The organism is Paraburkholderia sp. UCT70 (genome assembly GCF_050434085.1).
Taxonomy (GTDB): domain Bacteria; phylum Pseudomonadota; class Gammaproteobacteria; order Burkholderiales; family Burkholderiaceae; genus Paraburkholderia; species Paraburkholderia tuberum.
Window position 1 is genome coordinate 1,581,640 of record NZ_JBNPVZ010000002.1, and the last position, 16,628, is coordinate 1,598,267.

The 16,628-nt window shown below is 62.1% G+C and carries 11 protein-coding genes and 5 pseudogenes; 8 read left to right on the top strand and 8 right to left on the bottom strand.

Annotation, left to right across the window (positions count from 1 at the left end):
* The first annotated feature begins 359 nt into the window (after positions 1-359).
* Together OKW41_RS09630 and OKW41_RS09635 are read left to right on the top strand one after the other, a co-directional pair.
* Positions 360-551, top strand: a complete 192-nt coding sequence (locus OKW41_RS09630; protein WP_187639681.1) for a hypothetical protein — start codon at positions 360-362, stop codon at positions 549-551.
* On the top strand, positions 544-2,613 hold the full coding sequence (locus OKW41_RS09635) for a recombinase family protein (protein WP_187639680.1): 2,070 nt from the start codon (positions 544-546) through the stop codon (positions 2,611-2,613). Before OKW41_RS09630 ends, OKW41_RS09635 begins: the two co-directional genes overlap by 8 nt.
* A 27-nt stretch (positions 2,614-2,640) precedes the next feature.
* Here the strand turns inward: OKW41_RS09635 and OKW41_RS09640 are convergent.
* Positions 2,641-3,686 (bottom strand): annotated as a pseudogene (locus OKW41_RS09640) (IS3 family transposase); the annotation flags it as partial.
* Positions 3,687-3,773: 87 nt separating this feature from the next.
* Here OKW41_RS09640 and OKW41_RS09645 point away from each other — a divergent pair.
* Positions 3,774-4,877, top strand: a pseudogene (locus OKW41_RS09645) (Mu transposase domain-containing protein); the annotation flags it as partial.
* Positions 4,874-5,677, top strand: a pseudogene (gene istB, locus OKW41_RS09650) (IS21-like element helper ATPase IstB); the annotation flags it as partial. The pseudogenes OKW41_RS09645 and istB, both read left to right, overlap by 4 nt.
* On the opposite strand, the pseudogene OKW41_RS09655 reads toward istB, so the two are convergent.
* The 3 genes and pseudogenes from OKW41_RS09655 to tnpA all read right to left on the bottom strand — a co-directional run.
* A pseudogene (locus OKW41_RS09655) lies at positions 5,677-5,859 on the bottom strand (IS3 family transposase); the annotation flags it as partial. The pseudogenes istB and OKW41_RS09655 overlap by 1 nt on opposite strands.
* Positions 5,860-6,276: 417 nt before the next feature.
* A complete protein-coding gene (gene tnpB / locus OKW41_RS09660; protein WP_429446980.1) occupies positions 6,277-6,468 on the bottom strand; it encodes an IS66 family insertion sequence element accessory protein TnpB in 192 nt (63 codons plus the stop codon).
* Positions 6,469-6,941: 473 nt separating this feature from the next.
* A complete protein-coding gene (gene tnpA, locus OKW41_RS09665) occupies positions 6,942-7,379 on the bottom strand; it encodes an IS66-like element accessory protein TnpA (RefSeq protein WP_429446583.1) in 438 nt (145 codons plus the stop codon).
* Positions 7,380-7,439: 60 nt separating this feature from the next.
* Here tnpA and OKW41_RS09670 point away from each other — a divergent pair.
* Positions 7,440-7,951, top strand: a pseudogene (locus OKW41_RS09670) (DDE-type integrase/transposase/recombinase); the annotation flags it as partial.
* Here OKW41_RS09670 and OKW41_RS09675 read toward each other — a convergent pair.
* Complete coding sequence (locus OKW41_RS09675) at positions 7,940-8,950, bottom strand: LysR family transcriptional regulator (RefSeq protein WP_429446585.1); 1,011 nt, start codon at positions 8,948-8,950, stop codon at positions 7,940-7,942. The pseudogene OKW41_RS09670 and the gene OKW41_RS09675 sit on opposite strands and share 12 nt — an antisense overlap.
* A 199-nt stretch (positions 8,951-9,149) precedes the next feature.
* On the opposite strand from OKW41_RS09675, the gene OKW41_RS09680 reads away from it, so the two are divergent.
* The 3 genes from OKW41_RS09680 to OKW41_RS09690 all read left to right on the top strand — a co-directional run bounded on the left by OKW41_RS09680 (position 9,150) and on the right by OKW41_RS09690 (position 13,397).
* Positions 9,150-11,363: an FUSC family protein gene (locus OKW41_RS09680; RefSeq protein ID WP_429572306.1), complete on the top strand. Its 2,214-nt coding sequence runs from the start codon at positions 9,150-9,152 to the stop codon at positions 11,361-11,363.
* A 138-nt stretch (positions 11,364-11,501) separates the two neighbouring features.
* Complete coding sequence (locus tag OKW41_RS09685; protein WP_429572307.1) at positions 11,502-11,720, top strand: hypothetical protein; 219 nt, start codon at positions 11,502-11,504, stop codon at positions 11,718-11,720.
* Between the two features lie 177 nt (positions 11,721-11,897).
* Complete coding sequence (locus OKW41_RS09690) at positions 11,898-13,397, top strand: acetyl-CoA hydrolase/transferase family protein (RefSeq protein WP_429573378.1); 1,500 nt, start codon at positions 11,898-11,900, stop codon at positions 13,395-13,397.
* Positions 13,398-13,501: 104 nt separating this feature from the next.
* On the opposite strand, the gene OKW41_RS09695 is transcribed toward OKW41_RS09690, so the two are convergent.
* The 3 genes from OKW41_RS09695 to OKW41_RS09705 form a co-directional block, all read right to left on the bottom strand.
* Positions 13,502-13,756, bottom strand: a complete 255-nt coding sequence (locus OKW41_RS09695; protein ID WP_018420763.1) for a GlsB/YeaQ/YmgE family stress response membrane protein — start codon at positions 13,754-13,756, stop codon at positions 13,502-13,504.
* Positions 13,757-13,918: 162 nt separating this feature from the next.
* Entirely contained in the window at positions 13,919-14,626 is a 708-nt protein-coding gene (locus OKW41_RS09700) for an MgtC/SapB family protein (protein WP_090806188.1), read from the bottom strand.
* A gap of 476 nt (positions 14,627-15,102) precedes the next feature.
* On the bottom strand, positions 15,103-16,266 hold the full coding sequence (locus OKW41_RS09705) for a metallophosphoesterase (RefSeq protein WP_184038688.1): 1,164 nt from the start codon (positions 16,264-16,266) through the stop codon (positions 15,103-15,105).
* Positions 16,267-16,628 lie beyond the last annotated feature (362 nt).

Below are 16,628 nucleotides of genomic sequence, written 5' to 3' on the forward strand. Positions count from 1 at the left end.
CGTCTCTGGTTGTACAAGCCGTCAACACAACGCCCATATCGGCGAATCAAAGGAGGTTCTCTACCGCTGGCACCCGTGGTACGGGCACACGGTATGGATTTTCACCACGATAGAGAGGAAGAACGCCGAGTCAGTGCTGCGCTGTGGGCGAGAGCCGTTCGACACGGCGGGCTTGCTGGAGGTGCCGCAATGGATGTTCGATCCCGTTGCCTGCTGTCGCATTACCTCGGCAACGTCTCCCGCCGTCAGCTGTGAAGCATTGAGGGAACTGAAGTACCTGTTGGCGCAGGCGCCTGCTGCCACGCCGCGCGGTATGGTACAAGCCGAGCACCATCCTTTGCTCCGTACAGGAGGTGCTGATGCGACGCCAGACAAACCCCCAACCGGGCGGTCAACTCGACCTGTTCCGTCTCTTTCCGAAGACACCACAATGGGAGCACCTGCCGCAAGAGGTCCGGCAGCAGACGGTGCGTTTGCTGGCGCAGCTGCTGCGGCAACACCGTCGCGGGCTGCTCGCCGCCGTACACGAGCCGGAGGTGCGCGATGAGTGACAAGATTCGGGCGCAGCATCTGGCGCGCAAGGCCATGCTGTACGTGCGCCAGTCGTCGGCCTACCAGGTCAGCCACAATCTGGAGAGCCAGAAGCTGCAGTATGCGATGCAGGATCGTCTGCATCAGTTGGGCTGGAACGAGATCGAGGTGATCGACGAGGATCTGGGACGCTCTGCGGCCGGAACGCAAACGCGCACGGGCTTCGAACGGATGGTCGCAGAGGTCTGTCTTGGGCACGTCGGCGCAGTTGCCGCTCGCGAGGTTTCACGATTCGCGCGCAACAGTCGCGAGTGGCAGCAACTGGTTGAGGTGTGCCGCGTCGTCGACACGGTGCTCGTCGATCAGGAGACCGTCTACTCACCGCGGCAGAGCAACGATCGTTTGCTGCTCGGCTTGAAGGGCAGCCTGAACGAATACGAGCTGGATCTGTTGCGTCAGCGTTCGCTCGAAGCTCGTCGGGAGAAGGCCAAACGCGGCGAACTCATTGTCGCGGCGCCGGTGGGTTACTGCAAGACCGAAGACCAGCGCCTGGAGAAGGATCCGGATTTGCGCGTGCAGGACGCCATCCGCTCAGTATTCCGCCAGTTCGGCGCGATTGGTTCGGTGCGTCAGACGTTGTTATGGTTCCTGGAGCACGGCCTGCAGTTGCCGGCATGCATGCCGCGCGGCGAAATCCAATGGAAACGGCCGAGCTACGGCACGGTGTACCGGATCCTGACCAACCCGATCTACGGTGGCACGTATGCCTATGGCAAAACCGAATGCGCGATCCATTACGAGGCTGGGGAACCACGCAAACGTGATCGCCGCAAACCACGGGATCAGTGGCTTGCGCTCATTCCGAATGCCCACGAAGGGTACGTTGACTGGGACGAATTCGAACGGATCCAGTGTGCCATTAGCGGCAACCTGCGTCTGGCCGGACACGCTGGCGCCCCGAAGAACGGTGAGGCCCTGCTGGCGGGACTATTGCGCTGCAGGCGCTGCGCGAGCAAGCTGACGCTACACTACACGGGTAACAGGCACGACGCCTTGCGCTATAGCTGTCATCGCGGCTGGATGGACAAGGGGCAACCGCGTTGTATTGCGTTCGGTGGCACACGCGCGGACGCGGCCATCGCCGAGGCGGTCTTGCAGGTCGTTCAACCGGCGGCAATTGAGGCAGCAATCGTGGCGCGCGAAGAAGAGACCCTGAAGCAGGACGAAGTGCTGGCCGCGTTGCAGCGGGATCTTCAGGCTGCACGCTACGCCGCGCAACGCGCGCAGAAACAGTACGATGCTGCTGACCCCGAGAACCGGCTCGTCGCCGACGAACTGGAGCGGCGCTGGAATCATGCGCTACTACGCGTAGAGGAACTGGAATCGCGTATCGAGCAACAGTCGCGCACATCCGGCCAGATACCGCCTACCCAGCCAGAGGAGTTTGCCGATCTTGCCACTGCATTGGAATCGATCTGGCCGCAGGCCGACGCCCGCCTGAAGAAGCGCATAGTGCGCACCCTGATCCACGAAGTCGTCGTTGACGTTGACGACGCAACGAGCGAAATCGTGCTCGTCATTCACTGGAAGGGCGGAGTACATACCGAGATTCGCGTGCCGCGGCGGCGCCGCGGAGAGAACACTACGCATACGTCACGTGAAGCAATTGATGCCGTGCGCCAGCTTGTCCGTATCTGTCCGGATCTGGTGATCGCCGGCGTACTCAATCGCAATGACCTGCGAACCGGCCGGGGTAACTTCTGGACCCAGGAGCGAGTCACCGCGTTGCGCAGCCACCATCAGATCCCGGTCTATTCGAGCGAACGACGTGCTGCTGAAGGATGGATGACGTTGACCGAGGCATCGGCGTTCATCGGTGTGAGCCCCGGAACGCTCAGGCTCGCAGTTGAGCGCAACAAGATCCCAGCCGAACATCCGTTACCCAACGGGCCATGGATCTTCAATCGCAATTCGCTGACCGGGGACGCAGTTACCGAACTCGTCGGACGGGCTCGCGCACGGCGTGGACACCCCACAATACCAACGACACAACAGGGCTCTCTAGATTTATCAACAACATAGCGAGGTTGGGCAGTATGAAACGCACTTGTACAGATTGATGTAATCGCCGATTGAGCGCCGGGCGTGGCCTACCGATTCATAGGCTTTCAGATACACCGCTTCATATTTCACGCTTCGCCACACGCGCTCGACGAACACGTTGTCTCGCCAGGCACCTTTGCCGTCCATCGACAGGCGGATGCCCCGGCTGAGCACGGCCCCGGTGAACGCTATCGCGGTGAACTGGCTGCCCTGGTCGGTATTGACGATCTCAGGTTGCCCGTACTTCGCGAACGCTTCTTCCAACGCCTCGACAGCGTGCATCGCCTCCATCGTGATCGCTACGCGGTGGGCCAGTACCTTCCGGCTGGCCCAGTCCACCACGGCGGTCAGATACACGAAGCCGCGCGCCATCGGGATATAACTCGTATCCAGTGCCCAGACCTGGTTTGCCCGACTGATCGTCATGCCCCGTAGCAGATACGGCCAGATCTTGTGCTGCGCATTGCGTCGGCTCGTATTCGGCTTGCAATACAGCGCCTCGATACCCATGCGCTTCATCAGCGTGCGCACGTGCCGACGGCCAATCTCGTGTCCCTCGCGACGCAGCAGTCGCGCCAGCATCCGCGCTCCGGCAAACGGAAACTCCATGTGCAGTTCATCGATCCGGCGCATCAGCAACTGGTCTGCGTTGCTCACCGGTTGCGCCCGGTAATACACGCTCGATCTTGCGATACCAACGAGTCGCGCCTGCTGCGAGACCGGCAATGCGTGTGTACGATCGATCATCGCTTTGCGCTCAGCAATCCCGCCTTGTTGAGCGCGCCGCTTAAAAAATCGTTCTCCAGCGTGAGCTGGCCGATCTTCGCATGTAGCTCCTTCAAATCGACTTGCGGCTCGCTCGACGCCGTGCCGCCTGCGCCAAACACGTCGGCGGCACGTTCCTGCAACTGCCGCTTCCATTCGGTGATCTGGTTCGGGTGCACATCGAACTGCTGCGCTAATTCGGCTAGCGTCCGCTCGCCCTTGACCGCCGCCATCGCCACTTTCGCTTTGAACGCGGCTGAGTGCGTCCGTCGGGTTCTCTTCGTCATCTTCCTGGTTCCTTTGTCGGCATTATCGCCGGCTCAGGCCCCGAGCGTTCCACTTATCCGACTGTCCGAATTTGCGCGGCCATCTCTCAGGGACTGTCGGACTTTACCGACATGCGGGACCTGCATGTGACGATCGCCGGCGCGCCCCTGGATCATCGGCTCTATCACTTCGTGCTCGCGTTCTCGCACTGGGAATACGCCTATGTCGTCGAAGGCGGCGAGAGCTTCGAGGCCCTCTCCACGGGCTTGCAGAACGCGCTATGGCAGGCCGGCGGTTGCCCGCATGAGCATCGCACCGACAGCTTATCGGCAGCGTTCAAGAATCTGCAGACAGAAGAGGACTTCACGGCGCGCTACGACGCGTTGCTGGCCCATTACGGCTTGGCCGGCACCCGTAACAACGTCGGCGTAGCCCACGAGAACGGCAGCGTGGAATCCTCGCACCGCCATTTAAAGGAGGCGGTCGATCAGGCGCTGATGCTGCGTGGCCATCGCGATTTCGACGATCGTGCTGGCTATGAGGCGTTTGTGCGCGAGGTCGTCATGCGACGCAACCGCCGCAACGCGGCTGCGTTCAATGCCGAACGCGAGCATTTGCAGGATCTCCCCGCGCATCGCACGACCGACTTCATCGAGGAGGAAGCACGCGTGACACGCTGCGGCACCTTCACCGTGCGCGGCATTCTCTACAGCGCGCCGTCACGCCTGATCAGCCACCGTCTGAAGGTCCGTGTCTACGCCGATCACCTCGACTGCTATCTGTCCGGCGCACTCGTGCATAGCACCGCTCGGGGTTCCCATGCTGCCAATAGCCGCCGTCGCAAGCTCGACTACCGGCACTTCATCGAGGCGCTCAAGCGCAAGTCCCAGGCGTTCAAAGGGCTGGCGTTTCGCGACGACTTGTTCCCGCGCGAGGCATACCGCCGCACGTGGGAGCGGCTCGAGGCGCAACTCACGCAGCGCGAAGCCTGCAAGACCATGGTCGGACTGCTTGAACTAGCCGCCAATCACGGAGTTGAGGCGGTTCTTGCCGAGCGGCTCGAGGCGTTGCTCATCGCCGGTGAATTGCCCGATCTGAAGCAGCTGCAGCATGAATTTGCGCCGCGCCAGGCGCAGTGTCCGGACGTGGCGGTGGACATGCCGCCGGCGGCGCTCTACGACACGCTGATCGGCGAGGAGGTATCGGTATGAACGCGCCCGCAACCTACGACGCCGCCCGTATGGGGCTGATGCTCACCGAGTTGCGCTTGCCGACGATCGCGCGGCTATGGCCAGAGTTCACGCAGCGCTCCGACAAGGAGGGCTGGCCATCGACGCGTCTGCTCGGCGCGCTGCTCGAGCATGAACTGGCCGAGCGTGCGAAACGGCGTATCGAGCGGCATCGCGTCGAATCGCATCTGGACCCGGGCAAGACGCTCGAGACGTTCGACTTCGGCTTGGTGCCGATGATCTCCAAGGCGCATGTGATGGCGCTTGCCAGCGGTGACTCGTGGCTCGAGAAAGGCGCCACGATTTTACTGTTCGGGCCACCGGGTGCCGGGAAGAGCCATTTAGGCTGTGGCATCGGCCATGCGTTGATCGACGCCGGATACCGGGTGCTGTTCACACGCACCGGCGAAATCGTGCAGAAGCTGCAGGCGGCCCGCCAGAGCCTGCAATTGCCATCGATGCTTGCCAAGCTCGATCACTTCGACCTGATCATCCTCGACGACCTGTCATACGTGCGCAAGGATCAAGCGGAAACGAGCGTGCTGTTCGAACTCATTGCCGAACGATATGAGCGGCGCAGTCTGCTGATCACGGCCAATCAGCCGTTCTCTGGCTGGAGCGACGTGTTCCCCGATCCGTCGATGACGGTGGCCGCCATCGATCGCCTGGTCCATCACTCGACGATCTTCGAGCTGAACGTCGAAAGCTACCGGCGTCGCAGCGCCGACAACAACAAGCGCGCGCGGCGGCGTCAATTACCCGAGCCCGAATCGGAGGGAGCGCGCTCACCGCTATCGACTTCATCTGGTTTGACCCACCCCAGCAATGTCTGGCTCGTGCAGCCGATCTTGGGGGCAATGGATTCGATCGCTGCCCATTGTGACGGATACTCGCCCCGATGCTCCTGCACCATGCGCACTGTACGTTCCCGGACTTCAGCAGAAAATTTGTTCGACTTGTTCATGGCTCCATTCTCTCAAGAGTTGGAGCCTGCACCAAATCCGGGGCGGTTCAATTCGCCCTGGCGGTTGCGTCCGCCCAGGTAAGGCGAATATCCGGTTTGATGCGCTGCACGTCTCATATCTGGCTCAATGAAACGGGCTCCGCTCTCGTCGCGACAGACTGCGCGATTGCGGCATGCTCACAAAACCGGAGGCTGCAGCTCGACTCGGCATCCACGAAGCAACACTCACCAGGTGGGTTGAGCATGGTCTTGTTACAAGACATACCTACAACGATTATGCGTTCCTCTACGACGTCCCAGATTCGAACCCGCCGGTTAAGCATAGCAGCCGATGGGACCGACTCACTGACCGCGTAGTAGCAACGCGAGCGGCCGTGGGATCCAAAACTCTCTAATCCAATGGAAGGAGTTGTAGTATCAAGCCAGATAGTTCGCGAGCAGCCAGATTTCGTCCTCTGTAGCCCAAAGGATTTTTGCCAGATCGCCACGACGGCCCCGGAAGATGTAGACGTTGCCTCCCAGCTGATTCTCCTGAAGCGCCGTTTGTACCTTTGCGGCAAGCCCCTGAAACCCGCATCGCTTATGTGGTGCACCACATAAAGCAGAGATTTTTTTGGTTGGCGATCGCGGCTACTGACGGGTGAACAGTCGAGTCGGGGCCATTCCGCGATCGGCAATCAAAAAAATCTCTGCTCTATCTACCCAGCGACATAGGCGGCATTCCTGCGCGATGCATACCCTGCAGGCAACACACGATGTCCGAAGGGTCGCTCTGTGGTTCGGTCACGCCAGAGTTCAGAGCGCGGAGTTTTATCTACGCGCAGACCCGACAGAGAAACTGGACGCGCTCGCCGCGACCGGAATTCCGAACCTTCGGCGAGGCCGTTTCCGGCCGCCTGACGCTCTGATCGAGATGCTGAGATCAACGAGGCACTAGCCCTTTATGCGCAGCGTCATCAGGCCCACGGCCCCTACCGCCCCGTGTACTGCCGGCCAACTGCGCATAACCGGCAATTCCGCATAACAGCGCATATCCGTGACGCCCGCTGCGATCCAGATGCGCGTGCCTGCCGGGAGGGAAATCATGAGCGCAGACTGCCCAGCACGATTCGCAGCATATCGGCATCGACCAGGCCATCCACTTTAACCACCGCACGACCGATCCGGATCTCGATCGTGCCGACAGGTGATACAGGGTTTGCGCCCTGCGCTTGCGGTGTTCCCGGAGCTGACGCGACAGCCTCCGTTGGCGCGTCGCTTGGCAGTACGACCGGAACGAGCCCGGCAGACTGAGCTTGCTGATCGGCCAGATATCGCCGTCGCCAGGTGAACAGCATGTTTGCGTTGATGCCATTCTCCCGGGCCAGCTTCGCGACCGATACGCCGGGCTCGCAAGCTGCTGCAGCCAGTCGCTCGCGAAGCTCCCGGGGATAGTTAGGGCGCCCCGTACGGGAACCCGGCTTCTTCTCTGCAGACTGTGTCAAAGTGCTGCCCATCAGATCGGAAATGATGGGCACCACTTTGATGTCTCCCTCAGTCACCGTCTATAACGGCCGGCACGAGCCGCTTACAGTTGCCCGGCCAGCTCGCGCTGGTGCTCCGATGGCAGTGAGTTCCGGTGCGACGATGGCACGCCGTTGCGCGTAACGTTCGCACTCGACTGCCGCGATCGGAGAGGCGATTGGCTGGGCGGCGGGGACCGGCGGGCATAGCGGTGATGTAGTGCGCGACGCGATGCTGGCCGCCGTCGCGCAGCAATTCGGCACCGGGCAGGTCGCGCCGTCCATCGAATGATTGACGGACAACGGCTCGGTTTATGTCGACCACCGCATTCGCAGCTTCGCTCGCGAATTGGCCCTGGAGTCATTGACAACGCCGGCACGTTCTTCGCAGAGCAATGGCATGGTCGAATCGTTCGTGAAGATCATGAAGCCACAATTACATCGCCTGTATGGACGAGCCTGACGCGCCAGCGGCGCTCTCGTGTCTGGCTGTTGCATTTGAACACTACAATGAGCGCCATCCGCACAAAGCCCTGGAATACCGCTCGCCGCGTGAGTTCAGGCGTGCTGCCGCGACTTCATTGACCTAACGGTGTCCGCGTGTCCTGAGTTACAGGGGCAACTCCAACCAGCTGCACTGGGTCATCTCCGCCCCCCAGCTGCCCGACCTCAGCAAGCAATGCTTCGTCGCGCGCAATCACCTTTGGCAGATGCGAGCGCAAGAATTCGACCCACGTGCGCGTCTTTGCATCGATGAATTTGCGCGACGGATAGAGCGCATAAACAGTCGTCTTCTGCAGCGTATATTCCGGCAACACGCGCACCAGCGTGCCATCGCGCAATCCGGAAATGGCCGCGTAGAGCGGCACCATGCCGATGCCCATGCCTTCGCGGATCGCCACGATCAATGATTCGGCGATGTTCACATGCACGGGGCCGTCGACTTCCATCAACTCACTGCCGTTCGGGCCGTCGAGCGTCCATTCATGTGGCGGGAACGCCGGCGTATGCAGGATCAGACATTCGTGATGCGCAAGGTCAGCCGGTTCTTGCGGCGCGCCGTGCGCCCGCACGTAGGCCGGCGATGCGCACAGGATGCTGAACGTCGTCCCCAGCGGAAACGATACGAGGTCCGAATTCGGCAGCGTCGATGCGCCGATCACGGCCACGTCGGCGCTGCCCTCGAACAGATCGGGCATGCGCTGCGATAGCGTCAACTCGACGGTCACATCAGGATAAAGCTCGCGGTAGCGCGAAATGGCCGGCAGGACGTAATGCTGGCCGATGCTCGCAAAGCTATGCATGCGCAGCGCGCCGGTTGGTCGCTCGTGTGCGCAACTGGCTTCTTCTTCCGCAACATCGACATCCGCGAGGATCTGCTGCGATCGTTTCAGATAGCGCTCGCCGGCGGTGGTCAGCGCAAGCCGACGCGTCGAGCGATTCAGCAGGCGCGTGCGCAGATGTGCTTCAAGCTCCGAGACCGCGCGAGACATCGCGCCGGTCGTTGAATTGAGCGATTGCGCGGCCGCGGTGAAGCTACCGGCTTCAACCACGCGCACAAACACTCGCATATTTTGTAGCGTGTCCATCAAACCTTCTGTTTCATGATCAAGATCATATTTTCCGTCAGTCTCAGAACCCTATTGTTGTCCGTTCTGGAACAGATGTTCTGCACCCGTCGGCTTAATGTACACATCGCGGACTCATACAATCGGCGCCTCGCCTGCCGGTGTCAGCCATTCTGTCCGGAGGCTCTCTCAGCGACCACGTGGGGTGCACTGTTTCCAGATGAAACCCGATCATGCGATCGAACCGTCGGCGGATTTCTTCGGTCCGCGCGGCGTCATGCGGCGACGACTCAGCCGAGCCAAACTCAATCGCGCCGCGCGCGACTGGGCCAGCAGCGACGGACTGACCTGGCTGCATCTGCTGAAGACGGTCACCGCCGGACTGCTGGCGCTGGGCATCGCGATGCTGCTCGATCTGCCGCAGCCGCGCATTGCGATGACCACTGTTTTTGTGTTGATGCAACCGTTCAGCGGCATGGTGCTCGCGAAGAGCTTCTACCGGATTCTCGGAACGGTAGTAGGGACCGTGGCCGCGCTCGTGCTCGGCGGCCTGTTCGTTCAGCAGCCCGAACTGTACATGCTCGGCATGATCGTGTGGGTGAGCGCCTGTATTGCTGCGGCGGTCCGGTATCGGCATTTCAGATGGTACGGTTTTGTGCTCGCGGGTTACACCGCCGCGCTGATCGGCATTCCAAACGTGACGACGCCTCAGGGACTGTTCCTCGCCGCATTCACGCGTGCGGCGGAAGTGGCGGTCGGCATCGTGTGTTCGAGCGCGGTCAGCGCGTTGCTGCTGCCTCAGCGCTCGATCCTTGCGCTGCGACGTAACCTTCAGATCAGGTACGCGAATTTTACTGCGTTTGCTGTCGACGTGCTCGCACGCGGGCTCGAGCGCAATCAGTTCGAACGGCGTTTCGCGGATTTCGTCGACGAAATCGCCGGCTTCGAAGCAACCCGCACGTTCGTCGCATTCGAAGATCCGGCGATGCGCTCGCGCAGCGCGCATCTGGCGCGTCTGAATCGCGAATTCATGGATGCGTGCGCGCGTCTGCATGCGCTGAATCAGTTGCTCAAACGGTTGCGCGCCAGCCGCGCTGTGTCGATACTCGCGGCCATCGGTCCGTACCTCGACGAACTGGGAGCCTTGTTCGAAGCACAAGCTGAAGCCGGAGTCGAAGCATCGCACGCAGCAGCCGATCTGCGCCCCTTTCGAGCGAGCTTGCCACGCCGGGTACGCGAAACCAGGCGGCCACTCGAAGCCGCGTGCGCGGAATTGCTTGCGGACTTCGACACGGCAGCCGAATTGCTGTATCGATTCGTGGGCGAATGGATAAACTATTCGCAAACCTATGCATGCTTGTGGCGCAAAACAGCAAGCCGGCAGCACCGCCTACGATGCAGCTCAAGCCCAACCAGGAGTCATCGCACAAGGAGACCTATAAGCCGCACAAACCACTTCGCCGTACTGTTCACGTTCCTGCGCTCGGCTGTCGTCATCGGAATCGCCGGTGCGTTCTGGATCGCGACCAACTGGCCGAGCGGCGGTCTCGCCGTAATAGGCGCAACACTGGTCTGCGCGTTGACGTCCACCGCGCCAAGCGCCACCAGAATGGCCGTCCAGATGGCGATCGGCGCGGTGCTCGCGACACTGGCCGGCGATGTGTTCATGTGCTACGTGTATCCGAACATCGATGGTTTCCCGCTGCTTTGCGCGGTACTCGCGCCGGTGCTCGCGCTCGGCGCATTCATCGCGACGCGTCGCGGCGCGGCTGGGCTTGGCATCGGCTTTTCGGTGTTCTTCTGTCTGCTGGCCGGGCCGGACAACGTCGTCAGCTACGTGCCCGATCTGCTGATCAACAACGGCATCGCGCTGACCGCGTCGATGCTGCTCGCAGCGGTTGTTTTCGCGGTGGTCTTTCCCGCCGATATGCGCTGGCTCATCGACCGGATCATGGGCGACCTGCGAGCGCAAACGGTGTCGGCATGCAAGGACGCGCTGCCGGGTCTGAACCAACGTTTCCAGTCGGGCACGCATGATCTGACTTCGCAACTGCGCGTGCTGTTGACGCACCGTTCACGACGACGGCGCGACGCACTTCGCTGGATGCTCGCGACGATCGAAGTAGGTCACGCCGTGATCGATCTGCGCAACGAAGCCGCACGCGCCGATTATGCCGACATCCTTCAGCCGCGTTGGCGCAGCGTGATCGAACACACGTGCGACGATCTCGCCCGGCTCTTCGAACGCCCAGGTCCACGTTCGCTCGAACGCGCACTCGTCGCCGTGCGCTCGGCCACCTGGCTCGCGCAAGACATGCTGCAGGCAGTGCACGCCGAGCGCGCCCGGCATCAAGATCTGCAACGTATCTTGAGCTGTCTGCACTTCATTCGCAGCGCGTTGCTCGACAAGGACGCGCCCTTCAATCGTCGCTGAGCAATGCTGCGTGGATCTTTCTGCCAGATGGAAAGATCCCTTCCGGGCGGCCCCGTTTATTCGCGTAGGTGCCGGTCATATAGTTTCGTCACTGCCTCGCAGTATTCGTCGCAGTAGTCGTAAGTCCTGGAGAACGAGATGAAAGTGTTGAAGATGGTCCTGATTGCCTGTTCTTTGTCCACCGCTGCCGCCGCCTATGCACAGACGGCGCCGGCCGCGCCGGAGCAGCAGGTTGCGCAAGCGGATGGCCAGCGCGCCGATAAGGTTGCCCCGCGCAAGCGTGTGGAAGCGCCGAAAGCGAAAGCTGATGAATGTGTCGGCCCGATGAGCTTCTGCAACATCTACTTCGGCAGCTAAGTCCGGCTGCCTCACGCGCAACACCTGTCGCGGATCCTATCGCGCGACCCAACACCTGCTCGCGACGCCGTCCGATCGAGACGCCGCGGCGGGTGCGGCAACCGCCTATTGAGCGAAGCACACCGCAGACGTGCGCACCAGTAGACGGAGCTGGCGACTATGGAGAGACTCCCTTTCATGTACGAAGACCGAATTCGCTGCGCCGCGCTGCGCGAAAAAATCACCACGGCCGCCGACGCGGCGCTTCTGATTCACGACGGCATGCGGGTTGGTGCAAGCGGCTTCACGCGCGCGGGCGACGCGAAGGCCGTGCCGGTCGCGCTCGCCGAGCGTGCGCGCCGGCTGGGCGAGCCGCTGCGCATCACGTTGATGACGGGCGCCTCGCTCGGTCATGACGTTGACCGCATGCTGACCGAAGCGCATGTGCTCGCGCGCCGTCTGCCGTTTCAGGTAGACAAGACGCTGCGCGACGCCATCAATCGCGGCGAAGTGATGTTCGTCGATCAGCATCTGTCCGAGACCGTCGAGATGCTGCGCGCGAACCAGCTCGGCAAGCTAGATGTCGCGATCATCGAAGCCGCCGCGATCACGGAGAGCGGCGGTATCGTGCCGACGACGTCGGTCGGCAATTCGGCGAGCTTCGCGATTCTCGCGGACAAGGTCATCGTCGAGATCAATCTTGCGCAGCCGCTCGGGCTCGAAGGCTTGCACGACATCTGGATTCCGGGGCGCCGGCCGCATCGCGAGCCGCTGCCGATCGTGCGCGCGCAGGATCGCGTCGGCACACCCGCTATCGAGATTCCGCCCGAGAAAATCGCGGCGATCGTGATGACGGACATGGCCGACAGCCCGTCCACGGTCTTGCCCGCGGATCGGGAAACCGCGTTGATCGCCGGTCATTTGATCGAATTTTTCCAGCACGAAGTCACGCGTGGCCGCATGCCGAAGCAGTTGCCGCCGCTGCAGGCGGGCATCGGTACGATCGCCAACGCGGTGCTGGCGGGATTCGTCGATTCGCCTTTCGAGGTGTTCGAAATTTATTCGGAAGTCCTTCAGGATTCGACGTTCGATCTGATGGACGCTGGTAAGGTCGCGTTCGCGTCCGGCGCGTCGATCACGTTGTCGGCCGCGCGGCAGGCGCAGGTATTCGGCGATATCGAGCGCTATCGCGACCGGCTCGTGCTGCGTCCGCAGGAAGTCAGCAACCATCCCGAGGTGATTCGGCGGCTCGGTCTGATCGCGCTCAATACCGCGCTCGAATTCGATATCTACGGCAACGTCAATTCGACGCATGTCGGCGGCACGCATATGATGAACGGCATCGGCGGCTCGGGCGACTTTGCGCGCAATGCGTCGTGCGCGGTGTTCGCGAGCAAGTCGACCGCGAAGGACGGCCGCATTTCGAGCATCGTGCCGATGGTGCCGCATTGCGATCACAACGAACACGACGTCGACGTCGTCGTCACCGAGCAGGGTCTCGCCGATCTGCGCGGCCTCGCGCCGCGCGAACGTGCGACGCTGATCATCGAGCATTGCGTACATCCGCGGTATCGCGAGCTGTTGCGCGACTACTACCGCGATGCGTTGCTTTGGGGAGGTCAGACGCCGCATTGCCTCGATCAGGCGTTTGCATGGCATACGCGGCTACGCGATACGGGGTCGATGCTGCCGGCCTGATTCTGCGGCGGCCACAACCGCGGCGATAAAAGCAGAAGCAACAGGCCATAAAAAAGCGCCAGCGATTCGAACCCGCTGGCGCTTGATGACGTCGGATGCCGTGCTCAGGACCCTCGTCGCACGAGCCGGATAATAAACAGCAGAATGACCGCGCCGATCAACGCGGTGATGATCGAGCCGATCCAGCCGCCGCCAAGCGAGATATGCAGCACGCCGGCGAGCCACCCGCCGATGAACGCGCCGATGATCCCGACGATGATGTCGACGATCAGGCCGAAGCCGCCGCCCCTGACCAGCACACCCGCGAGCCAGCCCGCGATCGCGCCGATGATGATCCATGCGATGATGCCGTGTTCCATATTCGAGACTCCCTGGTTGAGTGTGAACAAATCACGGTGACAGAGCTTAGTCGAAGGTTATGGGACCGTCCACGTTCACGACGCGGAATTAACATTGTCTGAATCTGCTGCCAGCTAAGTGTAGACGATGCGCGCGAACAAAGGAGACTTACGCGCCGCGCTTCACTCGGGCGTCGGCTCCGCTTCCCGCGCGGTCCAACTGACGCTGGACACGCTCTTTTCCATGCTCAGGCGGCTCGCCATCTGTTCGAGCTTCGATTGATCCTTCGGATGCATCGTCAGCGTCGCCGTCACGCGAATGCGCGCCGGTTCGTCCTCGACATCCTCGCTCGTGAGGCTCTGGAACGACAGCGGCGCCGAGTACATCGAGTTGGAAATCGCGGCGCGAATGTTGATCTCGTCGGCTTCGCGGCAGACGATCGTCAGCACGTACTCGCGCACGAGGTCGGCGTTTGAAACCGGCGTCGAGTTGATCATCCGGCTCACTTCACGCAGCGCGGTGTTGGCCAGCAGCACGACCGCGGTGCCCGCGAGCGCCGGTCCGTAATGTCCCGCGCCGCTCAACACGCCGACGGCCGCCGAGCACCACAGCGTCGCCGCGGTGTTGATCCCCTGGATCGAGCCTTTGTCGCGCATGATGACGCCGCCGCCAAGAAAGCCGACGCCGGACACCACATAGGCGGCAATCTGCGTGACGCCGCTGACGCCGTTGCCGGTCAGCACGCCGAGCGTGACGAACAGGCACGCGCCGCTCGCCACGAGCGTGATCGTGCGCAGGCCGGCAGTGCGCTGGCGCATCTGTCGTTCGAGGCCAATCGCGACGCCGCAAGCAAAAGCGGTCAGAAGCCGCAGGAAGAATTCGAGTGTCATCGTTCAGAAAGGTTGGCGTGCGTGCTGCCGCAGGGTGAAGCCTACGCGTGGGAACGTCGGGTCGTCTACCTCGTCCACGGTAAACGCATGAGGGTGGAACGAAATTCGCGCGCACACGCGTGCGGCGGCCGGAAGCGTGCGGCATCGGCATGGCATCGAGCCACGCTGCGCTTCACCGACAGTACGCGAATGACAATGAAATGAGAGCGACGTGCGCCATCGAGCCCGAGGGCAGGACGGCGACAGGGACACCTGACGCGAAAATCCTGCCGCTCAGGCGAGCGGGCAAATCGATACTCGGCTGGTACAGCTGCTACTGTCCAAGATCGTGATTCCGGTTAAAAGAATTGCGCGGATTTTAGAGGGCGGCGCAAAGTTCAGTCAAGCCGCGATCGGCGGAGAGTGCGCATGTGGGTTTGCTACAGCCGTATCGTAGACAGGCCGTAATTAATTGCTCCGGACTGCGAATGTTGAGTTCAATCCGGTTCGCCCGGCACGAGTCTCAAGCGCGTGATTTCCGAAGGCGCACCGAGTCGTTTCGGCGGACCCCAATAGCCCGTACCGCGACTCGTATAAACCCAGAGTCCATTCAGGCGCGCGAGGCCTGCCGTGAACGGCTGTTGCAGGCGCACAAAGAAATTCCACGGAAAGAACTGACCGCCGTGCGTATGACCCGACAACTGCAGCGTAAAGCCGGCCGCCGCGGCCGCTTCGGCCGAACGCGGCTGATGCGCGAGCAGCACCCTGATCAGCACGTCGCCCGGCGCGCCGGCGAGCGCCGCGACCGGGTCGCTGCGATGCGCGGGGTCGTGATGACCCGCCGAGTAATCGGTGACGCCGGCGATCACGGCGCGCGCGCCGTCATGGTCGACGATCACGTGTTCGTTCAGCAGCACCCGCAAGCCGAGCCGGCGGAATTCGGCGATCCACGAGTTCGCTCCGGAGTAGTACTCGTGATTGCCGGTCACGAGAAACGCACCGTGCCGCGCGGCGAGCCGCGACAGTGGCTGCGTATGCCGGCTCAGCTGCGGCACGCTGCCGTCGACGACGTCGCCCGTCACCGCGATCAGATCCGGCTTGAGCCGGTTCACCGCGTCGACGATCGCATCGACATAACGGCCCTTGATCGTCGGGCCGACGTGGATGTCACTGATCTGCACGATCGTGAAGCCGTCGAGCGCGGCAGGCAGATCGTCGATCGGCACGTCGATCGTGACGACGCGCGCGCGACGGCGCGCGTTGAACAGGCCGATCAGCGTCGACAGCAGCGCGAGCAGCGGCACCGCCGCCGCCGAGCCGGTGCGCCAATGCGCGATCGTGAGCGTGTTCGGCCAGATCGCGTCGATCGTCAGCAGCGACGCCAGCACGAGGTCGCGCGCGAACGTCAGTACCAGCAGCGACGAGAAGAAGCCCATCGCGAGCAGGCCCACCCACGCGAGACGGTCGCCGAGCGGCTGGCGCTTGAAGCCGCGCGCCATCATGCCGACCGGGATCAGGTAGATCGACAGCACGAGCCACAGCACGCACAGCCCGCGGCCGGCCGCGTCGATCGGCATGTCGGGAATCAGGCGCAAGCCGACGTAGATATGCAGCAGGATGCCAATCAGGATGATGCGGACAAGAAACGATGAACGTCGCATAAAGAAGAGGATCAGGGCGGGAAGGGGCCTAAGGGCAGCGACAGCGCGGCAGCGATCGGTTGACGAACGCGGCGAATCATTCTACCGACATGTTCGGTACCTTGCCGTAGCCGCAAAATTCGTGCTCCCGCACCGCACGATACGCGGGCCGGAAGGCGCCGGAGCGAGCCACGACGGGGGGGCGTTGGGGCAGGCGCATTCCTGCTCAGCACATACTTACAGGGCCGCGCGCCACGCATTCAATGCCTATGCAAGCGAATTAAATGGGCTTTGAATTGTATTCATGTGTGGAGTATGCTTGAAACCAGCCAGCTTGTTGCCGGGGCAGCGTAGGGCGCTTCGGCCATGACTGGTTCTGTCGC